At 39.1% G+C, this 20,862-nt stretch carries 21 protein-coding genes and 1 riboswitch; of the genes, 8 read left to right on the forward strand and 13 right to left on the reverse strand.

Annotated elements, in window-relative coordinates; translation table 11 throughout:
• Positions 1-259 precede the first annotated feature (259 nt).
• A complete protein-coding gene (locus tag I6E85_RS15685) occupies positions 260-580 on the forward strand; it encodes a BON domain-containing protein (RefSeq protein WP_197237130.1) in 321 nt (106 codons plus the stop codon).
• 93 nt (positions 581-673) lie between these two features.
• Here the strand turns inward: I6E85_RS15685 and I6E85_RS15690 are convergent, their stop codons facing one another.
• The 3 genes from I6E85_RS15690 to yaaA form a co-directional block, all read right to left on the reverse strand.
• Positions 674-1,357, reverse strand: a complete 684-nt coding sequence (locus I6E85_RS15690; protein ID WP_197237131.1) for a hypothetical protein — start codon at positions 1,355-1,357, stop codon at positions 674-676.
• 238 nt (positions 1,358-1,595) lie between these two features.
• Positions 1,596-2,552, reverse strand: a complete 957-nt coding sequence (locus I6E85_RS15695) for a mechanosensitive ion channel family protein (protein WP_197237132.1) — start codon at positions 2,550-2,552, stop codon at positions 1,596-1,598.
• 121 nt (positions 2,553-2,673) lie between these two features.
• A complete protein-coding gene (gene yaaA / locus I6E85_RS15700; protein ID WP_007583748.1) occupies positions 2,674-3,453 on the reverse strand; it encodes a peroxide stress protein YaaA in 780 nt (259 codons plus the stop codon).
• 225 nt (positions 3,454-3,678) lie between these two features.
• Between yaaA and tal the strand changes: the two genes are divergently transcribed.
• Together tal and I6E85_RS15710 are read left to right on the forward strand one after the other, a co-directional pair.
• Positions 3,679-4,629 (forward strand): transaldolase, encoded by a 951-nt coding sequence (tal, locus tag I6E85_RS15705; protein ID WP_007376481.1) that lies wholly within the window; start codon positions 3,679-3,681, stop codon positions 4,627-4,629.
• A 223-nt stretch (positions 4,630-4,852) separates the two neighbouring features.
• Positions 4,853-5,041: a DUF3545 family protein gene (locus I6E85_RS15710; RefSeq protein WP_024607535.1), complete on the forward strand. Its 189-nt coding sequence runs from the start codon at positions 4,853-4,855 to the stop codon at positions 5,039-5,041.
• Positions 5,042-5,148: 107 nt separating this feature from the next.
• Here the strand turns inward: I6E85_RS15710 and ung are convergent, their stop codons facing one another.
• The 8 genes from ung to I6E85_RS15750 all read right to left on the reverse strand — a co-directional run bounded on the left by ung (position 5,149) and on the right by I6E85_RS15750 (position 13,247).
• The gene (ung, locus tag I6E85_RS15715) at positions 5,149-5,811 is read right to left on the reverse strand and encodes a uracil-DNA glycosylase (RefSeq protein WP_197237133.1); all 663 of its coding nucleotides are present in this window, start codon (positions 5,809-5,811) and stop codon (positions 5,149-5,151) included.
• On the reverse strand, positions 5,808-6,668 hold the full coding sequence (locus I6E85_RS15720; protein ID WP_197237134.1) for a cobalamin-binding protein: 861 nt from the start codon (positions 6,666-6,668) through the stop codon (positions 5,808-5,810). Before I6E85_RS15720 ends, ung begins: the two co-directional genes overlap by 4 nt.
• On the reverse strand, positions 6,668-7,267 hold the full coding sequence (gene cobO, locus I6E85_RS15725) for a cob(I)yrinic acid a,c-diamide adenosyltransferase (protein WP_007376484.1): 600 nt from the start codon (positions 7,265-7,267) through the stop codon (positions 6,668-6,670). The genes I6E85_RS15720 and cobO overlap by 1 nt, the downstream gene beginning before the upstream one ends.
• Positions 7,260-8,744 (reverse strand): cobyric acid synthase, encoded by a 1,485-nt coding sequence (locus I6E85_RS15730; RefSeq protein ID WP_197237135.1) that lies wholly within the window; start codon positions 8,742-8,744, stop codon positions 7,260-7,262. The genes cobO and I6E85_RS15730 overlap by 8 nt, the downstream gene beginning before the upstream one ends.
• A gap of 4 nt (positions 8,745-8,748) precedes the next feature.
• The gene (locus tag I6E85_RS15735; RefSeq protein ID WP_197237136.1) at positions 8,749-9,753 is read right to left on the reverse strand and encodes an iron ABC transporter permease; all 1,005 of its coding nucleotides are present in this window, start codon (positions 9,751-9,753) and stop codon (positions 8,749-8,751) included.
• Position 9,754: 1 nt separating this feature from the next.
• Positions 9,755-10,567 (reverse strand): ABC transporter ATP-binding protein, encoded by an 813-nt coding sequence (locus I6E85_RS15740; RefSeq protein WP_197237137.1) that lies wholly within the window; start codon positions 10,565-10,567, stop codon positions 9,755-9,757.
• A gap of 512 nt (positions 10,568-11,079) precedes the next feature.
• Positions 11,080-11,214, reverse strand: a riboswitch (cobalamin riboswitch).
• A 61-nt stretch (positions 11,215-11,275) separates the two neighbouring features.
• The gene (locus I6E85_RS15745; protein ID WP_024590705.1) at positions 11,276-12,208 is read right to left on the reverse strand and encodes a porin; all 933 of its coding nucleotides are present in this window, start codon (positions 12,206-12,208) and stop codon (positions 11,276-11,278) included.
• A gap of 166 nt (positions 12,209-12,374) precedes the next feature.
• Positions 12,375-13,247: a LysR family transcriptional regulator gene (locus I6E85_RS15750; protein ID WP_007583736.1), complete on the reverse strand. Its 873-nt coding sequence runs from the start codon at positions 13,245-13,247 to the stop codon at positions 12,375-12,377.
• A gap of 91 nt (positions 13,248-13,338) precedes the next feature.
• On the opposite strand from I6E85_RS15750, the gene I6E85_RS15755 reads away from it, so the two are divergent.
• Positions 13,339-13,713 (forward strand): DUF413 domain-containing protein, encoded by a 375-nt coding sequence (locus tag I6E85_RS15755; RefSeq protein WP_002961378.1) that lies wholly within the window; start codon positions 13,339-13,341, stop codon positions 13,711-13,713.
• An 86-nt stretch (positions 13,714-13,799) separates the two neighbouring features.
• Positions 13,800-15,035 carry a response regulator gene (locus I6E85_RS15760; RefSeq protein ID WP_024590704.1) on the forward strand — a complete coding sequence of 412 codons (1,236 nt, stop codon included), beginning with the start codon at positions 13,800-13,802 and terminating at the stop codon, positions 15,033-15,035.
• Positions 15,036-15,052: 17 nt separating this feature from the next.
• On the opposite strand, the gene rarD is transcribed toward I6E85_RS15760, so the two are convergent.
• Positions 15,053-15,970, reverse strand: a complete 918-nt coding sequence (rarD, locus tag I6E85_RS15765; protein WP_024607528.1) for an EamA family transporter RarD — start codon at positions 15,968-15,970, stop codon at positions 15,053-15,055.
• 51 nt (positions 15,971-16,021) lie between these two features.
• A complete protein-coding gene (locus I6E85_RS15770; protein ID WP_024596241.1) occupies positions 16,022-16,477 on the reverse strand; it encodes a thioesterase family protein in 456 nt (151 codons plus the stop codon).
• 385 nt (positions 16,478-16,862) lie between these two features.
• Here I6E85_RS15770 and recQ point away from each other — a divergent pair, with 385 nt between their 5' ends.
• From recQ to I6E85_RS15785, 3 genes are all read left to right on the forward strand, one after another.
• Entirely contained in the window at positions 16,863-18,686 is a 1,824-nt protein-coding gene (recQ, locus tag I6E85_RS15775; RefSeq protein ID WP_024590701.1) for a DNA helicase RecQ, read from the forward strand.
• A gap of 7 nt (positions 18,687-18,693) precedes the next feature.
• Complete coding sequence (locus I6E85_RS15780; protein WP_007583724.1) at positions 18,694-18,978, forward strand: DUF3630 family protein; 285 nt, start codon at positions 18,694-18,696, stop codon at positions 18,976-18,978.
• A gap of 171 nt (positions 18,979-19,149) precedes the next feature.
• Positions 19,150-20,859, forward strand: a complete 1,710-nt coding sequence (locus tag I6E85_RS15785; protein WP_024590700.1) for a BamA/TamA family outer membrane protein — start codon at positions 19,150-19,152, stop codon at positions 20,857-20,859.
• Positions 20,860-20,862 lie beyond the last annotated feature (3 nt).

Consider the following 20,862-nt stretch of genomic DNA (forward strand, 5'->3'; position numbering starts at 1 on the left):
TATACTAAGCCGACTTTTGTCGGCTTTTTAATGCAAGCCTTGCAGGCTCTGCTGTATGTACCTGTTACATATGTAACCCAAGCATGTAACTCATACTCATTTAAATGTAATTTTTGCCCACCTGAATTCCCACTTAATAAAATTCCCTTATATTTCATAGCGTTAATATTGGCACCGAAATTGTAACTACAAAGATAACCTAGCCGATGGAATTTCCATATTGTGGCTGCACTATTCACCGTAATGTAAGGATTAAGTTATGAACCGCTTCAAGTTAACTATCGCTTTAGTATCATTTTGTTGTTTATTTTTATTAGCTTGCGCTACAAAAGTAAGTGCAGCAACCAACATGGCCGTAGTAAGCAGTGTAGCCACTCAACCTAACTTACAACAAGCTATCACCAACACCCTACGAACTAATCCTAACCTAGCGTTAAGTGATATTCGTGTGCAGGTAAAAAATGGGGTAGTAGATTTATACGGTGAAGCACAAACTGGTTTTCAGCGCGCACTGGCTCAAAAGTTTTTAGAAAATATGGATGGGGTTAAAATCATTCGTAATAAAATTAGTGTTATTTAATACGCACCACATAAACTTATTTGTATAACTAATTCATAAGCGCGGCTTGTTACTCCAACACAAGCTGCGCTTTTTTATGTTTATTTTTTGTAGTTATTTCAATTTATCTAGTTGTTGAATAACATCACTTAATTTAAAACTACTTTTTTGTGAATTAAAACTTTCAACAAAAACTTCTTTAAAACTGCTTACCGTAGAATCTTCATTTAGCTCAAAAGGAAAACCCTTAAGTTCCTTTGTTTTTGGGTTAAACTTATAAACAAAATTGTCACCACTTAAACCCGCTGAAAAAACGTAATGATGATTATCAACCCATCCTGCCGCGCCATGAAATAGAGCAATATTTATTTTATCGTTTTTAGTATGTACGCCGACTTTAACTACATTATTTTTATTGAATGCGGCTTTTGTTATTTCTTTACTGGGGATAAACCAAAACCCTTTTGTATTACCCACAAACACAGCTAAATATTCATTATCAGGTGACCAAGTGATAACGTTACTTTCATAACTTTTTCTAGGGCATAAAACATCATCTGAGCTGCAAAACTCTCGTAACTTCTCTTTTTCAATATATGCCGCTTTATTTGGTAAGATTAATGTAGAGGTAAGGTTTTTGTTTTTATCGAGAAAAAGTATTTCAGCGATATTGTTATCTATATTTAATTTATAACTCACATCATATTTAGCATTATATTCGTTACCTACTGAAATAAAGCTAATAACTAGGCTTGAAAATAAAATTATTTTTGTAAACCATTTAATCTTTAACTTCATTTGTTTGTAACCCTAATATCTAAAAAAATACACCTTGTATAACCAATAATTGCATAATAAATAGATAAAAGGGAAACTTACCTTATAAAAAATACGTTACAAAATCTGCTGGAGAAAATAATTAATGAATAAAGAAAAGTGACTTGAACTAATTAAAAAGCGCATTTTTACTCTGTAAAAATGCGCTGTTGGTAAGTAACTATTTCCCAATCCTTTTACCTAATGAGCTTTAACTAAATCACTCACTTTGGCTAGAGTCAGCACCGTCGCTACTGTCTTTATTTGATGACTGCTGGCTTATTTTATCGCTAATCATGGCATCGAGTTTTTCGCCCCCTTTAATACCAAAATCTAAAGTGCGAATTGGGAATGGAATGCTAATGTCCGCCTCGTCTAGTGCTTGCTTAACGGCAACTATACCTTTATGGCGTACCGTCATAAAGTCAGGCTCGCCTGGGTATTTAATCCAAAACCACACCAGTAAGTTGATGCTGCTGTCACCAAAGCCTTCAGCGTATACGGCGGTTTCGTCTTTGCGTATTACAAAGTCAAATTCGTTAATTTTTTCGACTATAACGTCTTTTGCTTTTTCTATGTCATCGCCGTACGAAATACCTACGGGTACTTCTATACGTCTTATACCTAGCGTGGTGTAATTTTTTAGTACATTTCTAAATAATACTTTGTTTGGTACAAGTATTAGTTGCCCGTAAAAGCTCTCTATTAGCGTGTTACGCAAGTTTATTGAATGTATTGAACCAAACACGTCATCGGACTCAACAACATCACCTGTTTTAAATGGCTTACGTACGCCCATTGCTATACCAGCAATTAGGTTTTCGGTCATGTCTTGAAACGCAAAACCAATGGCTAAACCCACAATACCTGCACCAGCAAGTAGCGAAGTAACGGTGCCTTTTAAGCCAACAAAATCGAGCGCTATAAATAAACCTATACACAACACAATAACTTTAAAAATTGACGCCATTAAGTCGGCAATTTGTTTTGAGTCGAGTGAACGGCGTAATACGTTTTTCATCAGCTTGCCAGCAAAGCGTGCCAATATTGAAAAAACAATTGCGATCAGTATCGCAACTATAAAATTAGGGATATGACTTATTACAACATCAAACCACCCTCCGAGCTTTTCTTCTATTAGTTTTTCGGCTTCGTCAATTGACGGAATGCTGATCATTTTATTTGCACCTATTTAATTAGTGTTCTCATTAATATTAGATGAGATTGCAAATATAACGCCAACATCAAAAAAGCCATGCAATGCATGGCTTTTAAATTTTTTATTTAAGCTTATAAACCTAATTTTGTTCGTCGCGCATAAATACCGGCTCAAGCTCTTTAACTGTTGCCTCTGGGCTAAAGTAATAACCTGCTACCGTAAACTCTTTAAGTTGGCTTAACTGCGTTACTTTATTTTCGATAATGTAGCGCGCCATCATGCCGCGTGCTTTTTTAGCGTAAAAGCTAATTACTTTGTATTGACCGTTTTTACAGTCTTTAAAGTGTGGGGTAATAATTTGCGCATTTAATGCTTTCTTATCTACCGCTTTAAAGTATTCGTTTGAAGCAAGGTTAACTAAATATTGTGCGTCTTGCGCTTTTAATACGTCGTTTAGTTTATTCGCTATTACGCTGCCCCAAAACTCGTATAAGTTTTTGCCACGCGAATTTTCAAGCTTGGTGCCCATTTCAAGACGGTAAGCTTGCATTAAATCAAGTGGTTTTAATAAGCCGTATAAACCCGAAAGGATACGTAAATGGTTTTGTGCGTAATCAAGCTCGCTAGCTTTAAGCGTACTTGCATCTAAACCGCCATATACATCACCATTAAAGGCAAGTGCGGCTTGTTTAGCATTACTTTGTGTAAACGGCTGCGCCCACTCACTAAAGCGTGCTGCGTTAAGCCCAGATAGCTTGTCGCTAATTTTCATTAAACTGCCAATTTGCGCTGGTGTTAGTTCACGGCATACTTTCATGAGCTCTTCGCTGTGCTCTAGTAATTCAGGCTGAGTGAACTTGTCTGTTGCGGGTGGCGTTTCGTAATCAAGATTTTTTGCAGGTGAAATAACAGTGATCATAGTTAGCTATTGACTTGTAATTTATTTAGTGTCAATTTCAACATTAAATGAAACGAAAAGCACGTTTTGTTTAAATAAATCCTCTCTTAATAACCCATGCATTGCCGTTTTTTTATTGATCAGGACATAAGACCTATCAAGCATTGTCACACTGTTGCAGTATGGATTAGATATATTAAGAGTGATTAGATTTTTCTTTTAACTTGCTTGGAATGAGGAAAGCAAATGACTTCAGCTCTACAAAGGCTAAAACAACATTCATCTATTGTGGCCGACACTGGTGATATTGAAGCTATTAAAAAGCATCAACCAGAAGATGCAACTACAAACCCGTCGCTTTTATTAAAAGCGAGCGAGATTGAAGCATATAAGCCTTACTTAGATAAAGCTTGGAGCTACGCAAAAGAAACCGAGCAAGAGCCTGCTAAACAACTTGAACTAGCATGTGATTACTTTGCCGTATTACTAGGTAAAGAAATTAGCGCTATTGTACCTGGTTATATTTCTACTGAAGTAGATGCACGCCTTTCGTTTAATACGCAAGCTACGATTGATAAAGCACATACCCTACTTAGCCTTTACGAAAAAGAAGGTGTAAGCAAAGACAAAATTTTAATTAAAGTAGCGTCTACATGGGAAGGTATTAAAGCCGCTGAGCAGCTAGAAAAAGAAGGGACTAAATGTAACCTTACTTTATTATTTAGCGATGCCCAAGCTCGCGCATGTGCCGATGCAAACGTATTTCTAATTTCGCCATTTGTTGGCCGTATTTTAGATTGGCATGTTGCTAACGGTATGGAAAAACCAACCGATCCGCTACAAGATCCAGGTGTTCAGTCTGTACGCAGCATTTTTGAATTTTACAAACGCCATGACTACAAAACAGTTGTGATGGGTGCAAGTTTCCGTAATACAGGCGAAATTATTGCACTTACCGGTTGTGACAAGCTAACTATTAGCCCTAATCTTTTAGAAGATTTAGGTAACCTTGAAGGCGCACAAGAATACTTGCTTGAAAGCGATGTTCCACAAGAGCCAAAACCAGAGCCATTAACAGAAGCACAGTTCCGTTGGTTACATAACCAAGATGCTATGGCTACTGAAAAACTAGCTGAAGGTATTCGCTCTTTTGCTGATGCACAAGAACAACTAGAGGCGCGCTTTAAAGCAATGTAATTTGCTATAATCGTGTTTTAAAAACGTCGCAATAGCGGCGTTTTTTTATGCCTAAAATACGCTATCCCTCTATATAATCTTCATATCGACTTCATATAATCTTCGTATAAACCTTCATCAATTAATCACACTTATGTAACATAACTGTCACTTTTTTATTCTATTTTAACTAGGCCTGTGGTATAGGTATTCTTGAGGTCAATAAAATCAATAGGAGAAGTTCATGGATAGCCTAAACGATATATTAGAGATATTAGAAGGACCAGATACAACAAGGAAAACCTCTCAGAAAAATAAAAAAAGAAAATGGCGGGAAATAGAAGCAATTAAAGACAAGCACCGCTTACGTAAAGAATTACAAGAATATGATTTTTTTGCAGACAGTATTGCGATTGAAGAGCTCGATTTTTAATTCAATACGCCCCAACTAAACAAAAAGGCTTCCGATATATGGAAGCCTTTTTTAATGCGCTGAAAATAGCTGCATGAGATAAATTTATTATTCAGAGCCCAGGTTATTTACACCTGCCAGTTAATCGGTTTTTCATCTTGGGCTTGTAATAGCTCATTCGTTTTTGAAAAATGCTGACAGCCAAAAAAGCCTCTATGCGCCGAAAGCGGCGATGGGTGCGGCCCTTTTAAAACATGATGGCGAGCGCTATCTATGCCTTTACCTTTTTTTTGTGCGTGTGCACCCCATAAAATAAATACCACACCTTCGCAGTGTTTATTAATATGCGCTATTACATTATCGGTAAATTGCTCCCATCCTAAATGCTTATGGGAATGCGCTTGCCCTTGCTCAACGGTCAATACTGTATTGAGTAAAAACACGCCCTGATCTGCCCAGCTTTGCAGGAACCCGTGCTCAGGAACAGTAAAACCGCTGATATCGGTAGCTAACTCTTTGTACATATTTTTAAGCGACGGCGGCAGCTTTTTTACATCAGGCAATACCGAAAAACACAAGCCATGCGCTTGCCCTTCTCCGTGGTATGGGTCTTGTCCTAAAATTACAACGCGGATGTCATTTAGTGCTGTGGCATCAAAAGCACTAAATACTTGAGGTTCAGGCGGATAAACAGCAACACCTTCATTGCGGCGATTAGCCACATACTCTAACGTTTGCTGCATGTAAAGTTGCTGTAATTCACTTTCTAAAAATGTAGCCCAATCGCTCATTGTGTACTCTTAATCTGTTTACGTGATGCGTCTATTTTATCACACATATCCGCGAGTCCATCTAGCATGCGCGGAGTAAAACGATGTAATAAATCGGCATTTACGCTAATAAATTGATCGTTTTTAACTGCAGGCACTTCTGGCCACTTTTGCCAATTAACAACCGGCTGTGGCGTTTTTGATTTTTCATCAGGGATAATAATAACTTGTGGCTTAGTAACAATGACATTTTCGATACTAATTTGCGGGTAATCTGTAACGCTCTGTGCAAATACATTACTTACATGGCATGTTTCAATCAGTTGGCTTATCCATGTATTTTTACTTACTGTCATCATGGGCTCAGCCCATAACTGATAAAACCCGGTAATATTTTTTTTATCTTGCTGGCTTTTAACAATACCATTTAGCTTATGTTTAAATGCGCTTGCCGCTTGCTGGCTTTGCTTAATGTTCCCTGTAAATTCACCAAAAGTAAGTAACTCGTCGGCTACACCAGCGATTGTGGTGGGGTTACTCAAATATACTTTTATGCCAAGGTGCTCTATTTGGGCTAAATCTTCGCTTTGATTTCCGCTTTTCCATGCAATAACTAAGTCGGGTTTAAGCGCCAATACTTTTTCAAGCGAGATACCGTAATAACCGCCTATGCGCTCAATACTTTGGGCCTCAGCAGGGTAGTCGGCGTAATCAACCGTGCCCACAATATTATCGCCCGCCCCTATGGCAAATAGGTTTTCGACTATATGTGGTGCAAGCGCGATTATTCGCAGTTTTTTAGAATCATTAACTTGCTCTGCAAGTGCATCACCCGATACACTAAAAAGCAGCCCCCCAATAAAAAACGCTTTAAGCATTAGTAATCAAACCCTTCAAGCGCTTTTATACCTGAGTCGAATGCATGTTTTACATTACGCACTTCGCTTACAGTGTCGGCAAGGTCGGTTAAAGTACGATGCGCTGCACGCCCTGTAATAATAACTGACTGCATTGGTGGGCGGTTATTAAGCGCCGTTACTACTTCATCTAAATCAACGTAGCCGTAGGTCACCATATACGTAAGCTCATCGAGTAATACTAAATCAATACTGCTATCAGCAAGCATGCGTTTTGACTCTTGCCATGTTGCTTGGGCGGCCGCTGTATCGGCTTCTTTATTTTGTGTATCCCAGGTAAAACCGGTGTTCATTACAACAAACTCAACGCCTGCACCTTGTAATAAATTACGCTCGCCACATTCCCAAGTGCCTTTAATATATTGGCAAACGGCTGCTTTTTTACCATGCCCTACGCAGCGTGCTACAACGCCAAAACCCGAGGTTGATTTACCTTTACCATTACCCGTAATCACCTGAAAAATACCTTTTACATCTTGTGCTGCAGCAACGCGCGCATCCACTTGTTCTTTTACTTTTTGTTGGCGCTGCTTGTGCTTATCGTTGTTTTGTTCAGTCATTATTGTGCCCTTCATAAATCGAGATAATTTGCTGTATATTTAAATGCGTTTCGCACATGGTTGCTAATCGTTCTAACTGCTGCTCGCGATGAGTGGCAATACTAATTGGATTAATTGAGGCGCTTGGTTTTACCCATTTTAAAATTTGCGATGTAGCATCGGCTTCATCAAATAAACCATGTAAATAGGTGCCCGCAATGGCGTTATCATCGCTAATAAAGCCATCAAACGTAAAACCATTTGGGTGGTTTTCATCAAAGGTTAAAAATGGCTTATTAAGCGCTGCACCTTGGCTAATTCCTGCATGTATTTCGTAACCACTACAGGGTGTTTGTTGGTTATTTAAAAGCAGTGTAGCGGTTATTTTAGTTAATACTTTTTGCGCTGTTAGCGTGGTTTCAAAGTCGCACAGGGCAAGTCCATTTACTTGCTTTAATGACGATTCAATACCATCGGGATCGTTGAGCGTATTGCCCAGCATTTGCATGCCGCCACAAATGCCAAGTACTTTGCCACCATAGCGTAAGTGGCGCTTAATTTGAGTGTCCCAGCCTTCATTTTTCAAAAAATTTAAATCGCCCAGCACATTTTTACTGCCTGGGAGAATTATCAGATCAACGTCTGGGATCGTTTGGGTATGGCGCACATAATTTATATTAATGTTTGGGTGCAAACGCAGTGCATCAAAATCGGTGTGGTTACTAATGTGGGGAACAAGTAGCACTGCAATATTAATTGTAGCGTTGGTTACATTATTATCAATTGCGACGGCGTCTTCAGCATCAAGCGCAAGATCGTGCAAATAAGGTAATACGCCAAGCACGGGTTTGTTTGTGTATTCTTCAAGCCAATCTAGCCCGCCTTGCAGCAAACCTATATCGCCTCTAAAGCGGTTTATAACAAAGCCTTTTACGCGCGCCTGTTCTGACTCGCTTAACAACGCAAGCGTACCTACCAAATGTGCAAACACACCACCTTTATCAATATCGGCAATAATAATGACAGGGCAATCTACCTCTTCGGCGTAACCCATATTGGCAATATCGTTTTCACGCAGGTTTATTTCAGCAGGACTCCCCTCTCCTTCAACAAGGAGTAAATCAAAACGTTTAGCTAAGCGGTTATGTGAGGTAATTACTGCATCCATCGCCACTTTTTTATAGTCGTGATATTTGCCCGCTTCCATATTGCTAATGGCTTTTCCGTGAATAATCACTTGTGCGCCCGTGTCGCTATTAGGTTTAAGTAAAATAGGATTAAAGTCTATTTCGGGCTCTACTTTAGCCGCTATTGCTTGCAAAGCTTGCGCACGACCAATTTCGCCGCCATCTTTTGTTACTGCGCTATTAAGTGCTATATTTTGTGGTTTAAAAGGCGCAACCTTTACCCCTCGCTTAGCAAACACTCTACAAAGGGCTGCAACTAGGGTACTTTTACCAGCATCTGATGTAGTGCCTTGCACCATTAAGGTTTTCATGGAATTACACCCTTCGCTTTCTAAAAAACAATAAACTCAAAAAGAACACGCTACCAATAGCAGCGGTTATAACACCTACGGGCAATTCTTGGTTTTTTAGCAATGAGCGCGAAAGTACATCAACCCACACCATAAATGTACCGCCCACTAAGCTGGTTACCAGTAAGCCAGCGATGGTGCCTTGGGATATAAAAAAGCGCACAATGTGCGGTACCATTAATCCTACAAACCCAATACCACCACACATAGCCACCAGCACAGCGGTAATTAATGAGCTCAAAACCAGCATAAGTACTCTAAAGCGCTGGACCCTAACACCTAATGTAATTGCGCTTTCATCGCCAAGTAACATCGCATTGAGTTGCCTTCTAAAGCTCAGCATTACAAACGTACACAATGTGATTACCAATAAAGGTAACCAAAGCGTAGCCCACTGCGCACGAGCAAAGCTGCCCAGTGTCCAAAATAAAATAGCGGCTACCGCCTGAGGGTCGCTCCAATAAAGCAACAAGCTGGTAAATGCACTAAATAAAAATGACAGAGCAACACCAGCTAATAACATTGATTCTACCTGTGCACTTTGCTGCCTACCTGCAATAAGTATTAATAAACTCATGGCGAGTAAGCTGCCCAGCAGTGCTGCTGCAGATAGCATAAAGCCTGCGCTAATACCTGCTAGCGCCATAAGTAACACCACGCCAAATGAGGCACCCGACGATATACCAAATAAGTAAGGATCGGCTAAAGGGTTACGTGTTACCGTTTGTAAAATAAGCCCCGCAATTGCTAAACCTGAGCCTGCTAAAAAGGCGAGTAATGTGCGTGGCATTCTTAGTTCAAAAATAATACGCGTATTAAAAGACGCATCATTTGAGAGTAAAAAACTATTAAGTACGTCTTGAAGTGAGGTCTCTGCTGCGCCAAAACTAAGTGCTGCAAATAAGCTAAATAAAGCCGCTGCAGCACTTATGAATAGCGCAAGTGATTGGCGAGTATTAACTGCGCGCATATTATTCGTAACCATAAAAGTAAGTGATATGAGGGATGCTATTTCCCGACTTCGATATTTGCGGGTGGCTATTTACTTGAGCGCAGACACCAAAAACGTCGCCTAGCATGTTTTCGGTTAATACCTCACTTGGCGCGCCTGTATGCGTAATTTCACCGTTTTTAATAACCACTAGTTCATCGCACATTGCAGAGGCTAAGTTTAAATCATGAAACGATGCAAACACCGTTACACCCAACGATTTAGCAAGCTCCATTACCTGTATTTGGTATTTAACATCTAAATGGCTAGTTGGCTCGTCCATTATTAACAGTTGAGGTTGCTGGACTATGGCGCGGGCTATCAAGGCACGTTGTTTTTCACCGCCTGAGAGCGATTCAAAGCTTTGATCACTATTCTCTGCTAATCCTACGGTATTAATAGCTTGAATAATTTTTTGTTTATCAATGTTAGTTATTGAGCTAAATAGCGATTTATGAGGCGTTAGCCCAAGCGCAATAACATCAAATACGCTTAAGTTAAATTGCGACGGGGTTTCTTGTAAAACAACCGCTACTTTTTTTGCGTACTCATCGCTTTTTAGCTGCCAAATGTCGGTGTTGTTAAACTCTACAACGCCATCACTTGGTTTATTAAAACGATATAGACAACGCAATAAGCTCGATTTACCTGCGCCATTAGGCCCAATTAAACCAACAAATTTACCTGTGGTTATTTTAAGGTTTATTTTTTTGAGAATCGTTTTATTGCCAATATCCCACGATACGTTTTTAACGTTTAGTAATGGTTTATTTAATGGCGTTTGAGTGTGCAATAGTCAGTCCTAGGCTAGGGTCTGTTGATCTTTCAAGGTTAAATTTGCAACAGTCTGTTTGGTATTTAGGCAAGGCAGAGCCTATGTAGTGTGGTTATTCCCCATAAATGGGCGATAACGTAGCATTAATGCCAAACAGGCGCTGCCCAAAGGGTTCTTCCTAGGGGCTATTTACTCTTTGTTGCTCAGTTTTTACTTAGCCCACTAGGTTACAAACCTCGCGCCGCGATTAAATAGCCCCTAGTTTGAACAAATTTTAATCCGCAAAGTTCAACAGACCCTAGGTTAAACTCACTAAAAATGCGATAAAAATACTAATGCACTACAAGAAAAAATGAGTAAACCCGCTCGTTAAAAGAATTCATACCAATTGCATTAAATTAGTGATTTATTATAGCGACAAATAAATAGCTTAATAACAAGGCGGAAATTACGACATATAGTTGTTCTATATGAATAATTTTTAACGAAGTTAGTAAGTTATTTAATTCGCTAGAAAGATCATGTTTTTAATAAAATTGGTATTATATCATTTGTATCTGACTTAAAGCTTTGCGCTAATTACAGTTGCGGGAACAGTCGAGGACTCGCACCTCATTCCAAATGAAGCTCTATTATGGGCGGCTAAGTAAATAATTTAAAGCAAAAAAAACCGCACTCAAAAGAGCGCAGTTAAAAAGGGAGTGTTTAAACTAATTTAGCGAATAGTTAAAACTTGTATTCCATACCTAAGCCTACGTAGTCTTGGTCAACGTTGTTGTCCATATCGAAGCTTGAGTAAAAGCCAAATACTTTAATGTTTTTATTTAATTTATGATCAAGACCAACTGATATTGCTGACTTATCGTCGCTGTCGTCAAAGTCCATATCTTGGTATTGCACTTTAAATGTGTTGTTACCCATGCTGTAAGCAGCATTTAGCAAGTAACCATCCGCTTCTGCGCTGCCATCTACTGCTTCTTGTGTTTGGTACATTGCGCCCAATTTAAAGTTTTCAACTTTACCTTGGATTGATGCACGCACTACGTCGTAGCCATTTACTTCGCTATCGGCTGCAATAGATGCGTATACCGCGCTCTTTTTAAGTGCCACGTCGCCGTAAGTAACCGCCATTGAGTAACCGTTATCAGCGTCTACATCATCTTCAGCTACAAAAGTAGCTAGTACTTTAAAACCTTCGTATGAGTTTGATGAATAACTAACTGTATTTCCTAAGCGGTTTTCACCTTTAAATACATTTTTAATGTCGCCTTCAAGGTCGTTAAATAAATCTAACTTACCTTGAGATTGCTTAAGCGCAGTATCGTTACGACCAATTACAACCTGACCAAACGCACCTTTTAAACCAACATATTGGTTACGCGCAGAAATATTGTCGTCGTTATCGCCTTTTGAATCAGCATCAGACACATCAACTTGAAACTCAAACTTATATACCGCTTCTAAACTATCATTTATTTTTTCAGAACCTTTAACACCAAGACGAGATGCATTACTTTTTATCTCAGTAAAAGACCCTTCGCCATCATCAGATGATTGCACTGTTACATTCGCTTTACCGTAAATGTCTACGTCGGCAAGTGCATTAAAAGATAAACCACTTAATAGTGCTAAGCATAAGCTCGATTTTACAAATTTCATGTTATTTCCTTGGATAATCACAAAAGACTAATTTTCAAAACTGCTGCATTTTGTCATTCCTAAATGACAGTAATATTACAACGGAAATATTAATGTCTTTTTTTATTAATAAAAATGCATTAAATGTGAAATCAAAATAACATGAAAGTCTAGTAAATGGTCGTACTTACTTATCTTGCTTTAATGACAAGCTTGGCGTCATTTGCGAAAGTAAATTAACTAAGGTTTCTATTAGCTCTTTTTGCTCGTTGTCTCTGTGATACGCAATAAATACGTCCCTTGAGGTGTTTTCTACCCCTTTAACATGAAACAACTCACCTTTTTCTAAATGCCCTTCAACCAATACTTGAGGTATAAATGCACTACCACCACATTGCAGTATTAAATCAAGTGCAATACGTCCCGTGCTGGTTCTAAAGTAAGGGGGTGTTTTTCCTGTAAACTGACGCGCATGCCAAAGAGAAAAAGTAGTTCCCCAATCAACATACACATATTGATTATCAAAAAAGTTTTCGTTCGTTGCAGTGTCGTATCCGCTTACGGGAATGATTGGCAACTCACAAATTCGCTCTACTACTAATTCATCTACTTTTGGTGGATCAAATAATATTGCCAAATCGAGAGTACGCTCTAATAAAAGTCGAGTGCTCTCTTGTTGTGCTTTAACTTCTGCAACCAACGACACGCCCGGCATCGCCGATACAATATTTGTTATACCAAACTGTAAAAAAGCATCCCAAATATTAGGCGTTCCTGCTAAGCTAATTTGCTTATGCATATTATCGGCAAGTGCAACATCTACTTTGGCCCGCTGCATGCCCGTAATAATCATTTGTGCATGGGGTAATAAACGCTCGCCAGGTGCTGTAAGTTGAATGTTATTACGCTGGCGAATAAACAAATTAACACCAAGTCCTTGCTCTAATTGGCGAATTCTAAAGCTCACTGCAGACTGCGTAATATAAAGGTTTTCGGCCGCTTTACCAAAGTGACGCGTACGCACTACCTCAACGAATGTTTTTAATAAATCGATATCCAATTTTTTATCCTCACGATAAAAATAATTTGTTTAATAAATTGCCAAACTTGCATCATACTCCAGCTAATTACTAAGGTATGAGGATAAAGCTATGAGCAATAACATTTCATTACTACGCCAAGCATTTGTTAGCCAACGTCAATTTTATGATGATCAAAACTTTCCACGAGGCTTTAGCCGCAGCGGAAACTTCACCTTATTAGAAGCCAGCATACTTGAACAACACGGAGTTGTTTTAAAAGGCTTATACAGTAAAACAATTGAGCCGCAAAACGAACACCAAGAACAGTTTGTAGCAGTCGTAACTGGCTCACAAGAACCTACCAACCCAATCGAACGAGCTTGGGTAAAATACTTAAAACTAACGACTTGTAAAACTAAGTTTCATACTTTATTTGGCCGCTCAAAAATGTCAGGGCCGGCACCGATTAGCCAAGAGTATTATTCAGAAGCGGATAATCTGTAAGTACTTAAGTTATTTGCTTTTTTGCGTTTTAACAGTTACAACTTGTATAAGCAAATATTTTTGCAAAATATAAACAGGGTTGTTCCGTGACGCGAAAAATACTAATAGTTGAAGATACACCTGCAATGGCGCGAGTGCAAAAGCACATCGCGCTTAAGGCTGGTTATGAAGTTGATATAGCTGAGTCATTAGCGCAAACAAAAGAGCTTATAAGTAAAAATAGCTATTTTTGCGCTGTAGTTGACTTCATATTACCTGATGCCCCATCTGGTGAAGCTGTACCTTGTACTATTAATGCAGACATTCCAACTATTGTAATGACGGGCAATATTGATAAAAAAACTCGCGACACTGTAGAAAAATACCCAATCATCGATTACATCATTAAAGAAAACAAACAAGCATACCAATACCTCGAAAAACAATTGCATCGCTTACCCCGCAACGAAAATGTAAAAGTACTGGTTGTTGATGACTCTAAATCGACTCGCCGATACATTTGCAGCCTATTAGTTCGTCACAAATATCAAATTATTGAAGCACAAGACGGAAAAGAAGCATTAAAAATGCTCGAAAATTCACCCGACATTTCAGTCATCATTACTGATAACGAAATGCCAAACATGAATGGTGATGAGTTATGTAGCGAAATTCGCCGCTTATATAGCAACGACGAAAAAGCCATTATTGGTATTTCGGGCTCTGACTATGTAGGGCTTTCTAGTTTATTTTTAAAAAATGGCGCAAACGATTATTTACATAAACCTTTTAATAGTGAAGAGTTTTACTGCAGGCTTAGCCAAAACGTCGATATGTTAGAACTTATAGCCACCATAAGGCGACAAGCCAACACGGATTATTTAACCAATTTACCAAATCGTCGTTACTTTTTTGAAGAAGCTGAAAAATCATTAAAGCAAATAAAACATACTAAAGGTGATGGTGCTTTAGCTATGCTTGATATTGATCACTTTAAATCAATTAACGATACATACGGGCACGATGTTGGCGACGAAGTATTAAAAGGACTCTCTATTTGCTTTAGTAAATATTTTAAAAAGTATTTAGTAGCCCGCTTAGGTGGTGAAGAGTTTGCCGTTTACTTTGCAAATGCGGATAAACAAGAAGCACTAAAAAGACTTGAAGGTTTTAGGTACTTTATAGAAATGAATAGCCAGGAGTTTAGTAAAGCTAAAATAAAATTCACCATTTCTATTGGTTTTGCAAACGGGCCTGTTTATCAAATTGATGAATTATTAAAACAGGCCGACTTAAAGCTTTACGACGCTAAAGAATCTGGTCGTAATAAAGTAGTTAGTTAACAGCTCTATTAGCTTAATTATACTTCTGCGGCTGTAATAGCCGCTTTTTTACGTTTGCGCGATTGATGATAAGAGTCCCAACTAAAAATAGCTAGCGCACTCCAAATACATGCAAACGTTACTAATCTCTCAGCGTCAAACACTTCACCGTAAAACACCACTGCCAATATAAACATTAGGCTTGGCCCAATATACTGAAAAAAGCCTAATGTAGTGTATTGCAAACGCTTAGCGGCGCCGGTAAAACACAGCAATGGTAATGTAGTTACAATACCTGCACTAATCAGTAATGCATTAGTATGCCAATCGTTAGCTGGCAGGCTTGATGTTGCAGAAGGTGCCATTAACCACCAATAAATGAGTGCAACAGGCAGTAATATAAGTGCTTCAAGCAAAATGCCAGGCAAGGCTTCAACGGGTAGTTTTTTACGTAACAAGCCATAAAGCGCAAACGATATAGCAAGTGAAAATGCCACTACCGGAAACGAGCCAAAACTAATTAGCTGCAGCACAACACCGGTAAAGGCAAGTGCCACTGCTACACCTTGAAACTTACGCAGGCGTTCACCTAAAAAGAGCATACCCAGTAATACATTTAAAAGAGGGTTTATGTAATAGCCCAAACTTGCATCAAGCATATGGTTATTATTTATAGCCCATATAAATAAACCCCAGTTAAACCCTAGCAATGTTGAGGTAATAACAAGCATAAGCAAAAGCTTAGGCTGAACAATAATGCGTTTAACTTTATCCCAATACTTTAAAACACTTACTACTAGTACTAAAAATACAACCGACCAAACAACCCGATGCATTAAAATTTCAAAGGCAGAAACATGCTGAATCAACTTAAAATATATTGGCGCAAGGCCCCACATAAAAAAAGCAAGACAAGCAAAAATAGCACCTTTACGCTGCTCAGTATCAATCGACATAATAAACACTTAGTGATTTAAAAGGCCGCTAGTTTACTTCCCATACACGTTTTATCCAACTAAATACGTGCCTGTCCCAAAAGCAATTTGAACTGATTGCTCATTATGTAATTCCATTCGACAAACACATACTTTATTACCTGAGCGAATAAGTGTGGCACTCGCTGTAAAGCTCTCTCCTTTACCAGGGCGCAAATAATCAGTGCGCAAGTCGATAGTCCCAAGCGTGGCTAATTTTGTTTGCACACTTGTGATATCTAAATCGGTGAGCTTATCAATCACGCTTGCTGCAGCGAGCATACCGCCTACATTATCAAGTACGGCTGAAATAACACCACCGTGCAGTATTTTTTGCGCAGGGTTACCAATGAGTACATCTTGCCACGGAAACGTAATTTTGGCCTGTTCAGGGCTTAAAGACTCAACCGATATTTGTAAAAACTGGTTGAACGGCATGCCATTTACAAATAATGCACCCACTTGTTCAATTAACATTTCTTTATTCATTATTATTCTCTATGTTTAAACTGGTACGATGAGTAAAGCATAACTTAAGCAAAACTACGAGGCTCTAGTTAAATCATTTACTTAGCAACCTAACTTTAAGAAAGCAGATCTATCTTAATAAGCGGTTTCAACACTACCAGAGTTTAATTTACTTACAATAGAGTTGAAGTTAATACCAATTAGCTTAATTAAGTGATCTATCTGGAGGTAAGAAAATAGTGTCTATAACAAGGCAAAAAACTCGTTATTTAGTTGTTCTATATCAGAAATTTTCAACGCAGCTAGCGTCAGATTTGATCCCTCAAATTGATTAAGTAGTATTGCGGATTGGTATAAGTAACTCAGCTAAAGACATCTCACTAAAAAACCACTAAAATACCCGCCAATGAATACATCAACACCACCTTCTAGCACCCTTGTGCGTAAACCCGAAACTGTCCTCAAACAAGTGTTTGGCTACAGTGAATTTCGCGACGGCCAAAAAACAGTTATTGATGCTGCTATTAACGGCCAAGACTCGCTTGTATTGCTCCCTACTGGCGGCGGAAAATCGGTTTGCTATCAAATACCCGCTTTAGTACTCGAAGGCGTAACTATTGTTATATCTCCGCTCATATCGCTAATGCAAGATCAGGTAAGTCAACTTCAAGCACTTGGGGTTAAAGCCGCTTACGTAAATAACAGCTTAGCGCGAGAAGAGCAGCAATTGGTGTATCAACAGCTTCATCAGGGGCAAATTAAGCTTTTATATGTGGCACCTGAAAAAGTATTACAACGCGAATTTTTAGAGCGTTTATCGCATTTAAATGTAAGCTTATTTGCCATTGACGAAGCGCATTGTGTGTCGCATTGGGGTCACGATTTTAGGCCTCATTACTTTCGCTTAAACGAATTAAAGCAACGTTTTGCACATGTACCCATGATGGCGCTCACTGCAACTGCCGATAAAGCCACCCGTTTTGATATAGTTGAGCAACTAAAATTACAACAGCCTTATATTCATACTGGCAGCTTTGATCGCCCCAATATTCGCTACACCATAGAAGAAAAATTTAAACCTATGGTGCAACTACTTCGCTACTTAAAAGAACAAAAAAGCCAAAGTGGTATTATTTATTGCACCAGCCGTAAACGTGTAGACGATATAGCTGAAAAAATAGCTGATGCAGGTATTAACGCCGCTGCCTACCATGCAGGTATGAGTAATGAGCAACGACAATTTGTACAAACTGGTTTTGCCCGTGACGATATACAAATAGTGGTCGCAACCGTTGCTTTTGGTATGGGTATAAACAAGCCTAACGTGCGTTTTGTACTGCATTACGATATTCCAAAAAGTATAGAGTCGTACTATCAAGAAACAGGCCGAGCTGGGCGAGATGGACTTGCCGCAGAAGCCATAATGTATTTTGACCCAGCTGATATAGGTCGCGTAAGGCGCTTTTTTGAAGACATAGACGACGAGCAACGCCGCCGTGTAGAAGAACAACGCTTTAACGCAATGGCAAGCTTTGCAGAAGCACAAACGTGTCGCCGCCAAATATTGCTTAACTATTTTAGTGAGTATCAGCGCGAACCTTGTGGTAACTGCGATATTTGTCTAAATCCACCTAAAAGCTTTGACGGTACATTAGTTGCCCAACAAGCGCTTTCTTGTGTGTATAGAGCTGACCAGCGCTTTGGTCTTGGGTACATTGTTGAATTACTACGTGGTGCAAATACTAGCCGCATACGCGATAACAATCATCATGAGCTAAGCACTTACGGCATAGGTAAAGATAAAAGCAGTGAATTTTGGCTTAGTATTTTACGCCAGCTTATTCATCAAGGCTTACTTAGCCAAGATATAACGCAAGGTGCGTCACTTAGGTTAACCGAAGCCGCGCGTGCAATTTTAAAAAGTGAGTACGCACTGCAATTAGCCGAGCCACGCCTGCAAGCCAAACACGTTTATCAAGATAAGTTAGCGCAATTCAATTACGACAAAAAACTGTTTGCTCGCCTGCGCGCACTACGTAAAGAACTTGCTGATGCCGATGATGTACCACCTTATGTGGTATTTAATGATAAAACGCTAGCCGAAATGGCGCAGCTTATGCCAACAAACGACAGTGAATTTTTAAAAGTGTCGGGTGTCGGTTTTACTAAATTAAATAAGTACGGCGGCGAATTTTTAACGGCAATTCGCAATTACCTAGCTACAAATTAAGAACCTTATGACCCAAATAGAATATGACCACGCCCATAAATACATTTTAATTACGCCAGTCGAGCCTCCACACGATGAAGACTTTGAGCTGTGGAGTACACTCTTTTTACACTCAGATGATGTAACACTCAATGAGTATTCTGCAGGCGCCGATCGCCATCAAGTCCGCTTTACCTATAATCAGCAGACCTTTAATTTAAACTATGAGCATTATAGCCAAAGTATTTGGATTAATGCCGAAGGCCATGAAGCTGAGCACTTATTAGCCGCTTTAGCATTTTATTTAAGTTAGCTTTTAATACCCCGCGCACAGGCGGTTCTAAACCAAGTTGGTTATTAACATAAGTGAATATGAGTAACAATTAATTAGTTTCAAAATCCATACCTTTTACTTACATTATAATAACAATGATGTAAGCTGATATTACGATAGTCATTTGCTACGTAGCAGTAAAGAGGTTTAATGGTGAACAAGAAATGGATAGCACAATGTTGTATTAGCTTAACGGTTTTAAGCTTTTATGTGCCTAATGCATTCGCACAACAATCTTCAATGAAAACCGATAACTGCCTTCTAGAACAGACAGATTTAAGCACAAATAAAAACTTACGCCGAGAAGTTCAAGACAAAACAACCCTCACGCACAGTAATAGTAACGCTAAAATAGCCTCAATAAAGCTCAAGCAACTTAATGTATTTAATACTGAGCTTGAAGAGGAAAATAATGCCCTATTCCGATTTGCTAACCGCGCTCATATTCAAACAGAGCCCGATGTCATTAATAACCTTTTATTATTCTCCCCAGGTGACAAGTACGATGCTAAAAAGCTTGCAGAGTCTGAGCGCCTACTTCGTAAAGAAAGCTACTTATATGATGCACAAATTAGTGCAATCGAAAACTGCGACGGCGATGTTAATGTAGAAGTGGTTACCCGTGATTTATGGACACTTTTACCTGAAGTAAACTTTAGCCGTAGCGGCGGAGAAAATAAATCGAGTATAGGTTTTAGAGAATCAAACCTGCTTGGTTGGGGGAAGCGCCTTTCGTTGTCACGCACGACCGACAGCGATCGTAGCGGTTATTTATTTGTTTACGACGATCCTAATATTTTATCTACTCGCTACCGCGGCCGTTTAGAGTACGCTGATAACAGCGATGGCAAGCGCCATTTACTTGAGCTAACCTATCCATTTTACGCGATAGACACCCCTTTTAGTTACGGTATTTTAAGCTATTCTGAGCAGCGCGAAGAGTCACTATATAAACGCGGCGAAGAGTTTAGCGAATTTGATCAAACTACTGATTTAAACCGTGCATTTATAGGACACTCTAAAGCGCTTAATAATAATTGGACCCAACGCTTAACCTTAGGTTATACCGACGAGCAGCATACCTTTGAAGCTATAGACACTACATTTGCACCACTTGCCGATGACAGAAGTTTAAGTTATCCCTTTATAAGCGGCCATTGGTTTGAAGATAACTACATAAAAGTGCGCAATTTTGACAGTATATCTCGCACTGAGGATTTAAACTTAGGTTGGAATATTAAAAGCTTAATTGGCTATTCAGACGAATCATTAAGTAATGACGACAGCCGCGCGGTGTATTCTTTTAACTTTAAAAAAGCCCACTTTACTAACGATAATACCTTATGGCGTTTTAGTGCTGATATTGATGGCTATTGGAATAAAGAACAGAAAAAACTCGAAAACTTTATGGCCACTAGCCAAGTACAATATTATTTAAATACCAGTGAAGACCAATCTTGGTATGTTAAAGCTCGGATGCAATACGCAAAAAACCTTACTGCTGATCAACAACTTACTTTAGGCGGCGAAACAGGCCTGCGTGGTTACCCTATGGATTATCAACATGGCGACCGCAGCTTTTTAGTTAATCTAGAAAAGCGCTATTACTGGGAGTACGATTTACTACAACTATTTAAAGTGGGTGGCGCAGCTTTTGTAGATGTAGGCAGAGCATGGTTTAACGATGAGAATAACGGCGAAAATTCACATGTATTAAAAAATATAGGCGTGGGTCTTCGTTTAGCACCAAGTCGTGCAAACTCAGGAACCATGATCCACATTGATATTGCAGCCCCAGTTGATAGCTACGATGACGTAGACTCAGTACAGTGGTTAGTGAGCGTTAAAAACACTTTTTAAATA

It is taken from the genome of Pseudoalteromonas sp. NZS71, assembly GCF_015864715.1.
Lineage (GTDB): Bacteria > Pseudomonadota > Gammaproteobacteria > Enterobacterales > Alteromonadaceae > Pseudoalteromonas > Pseudoalteromonas arctica.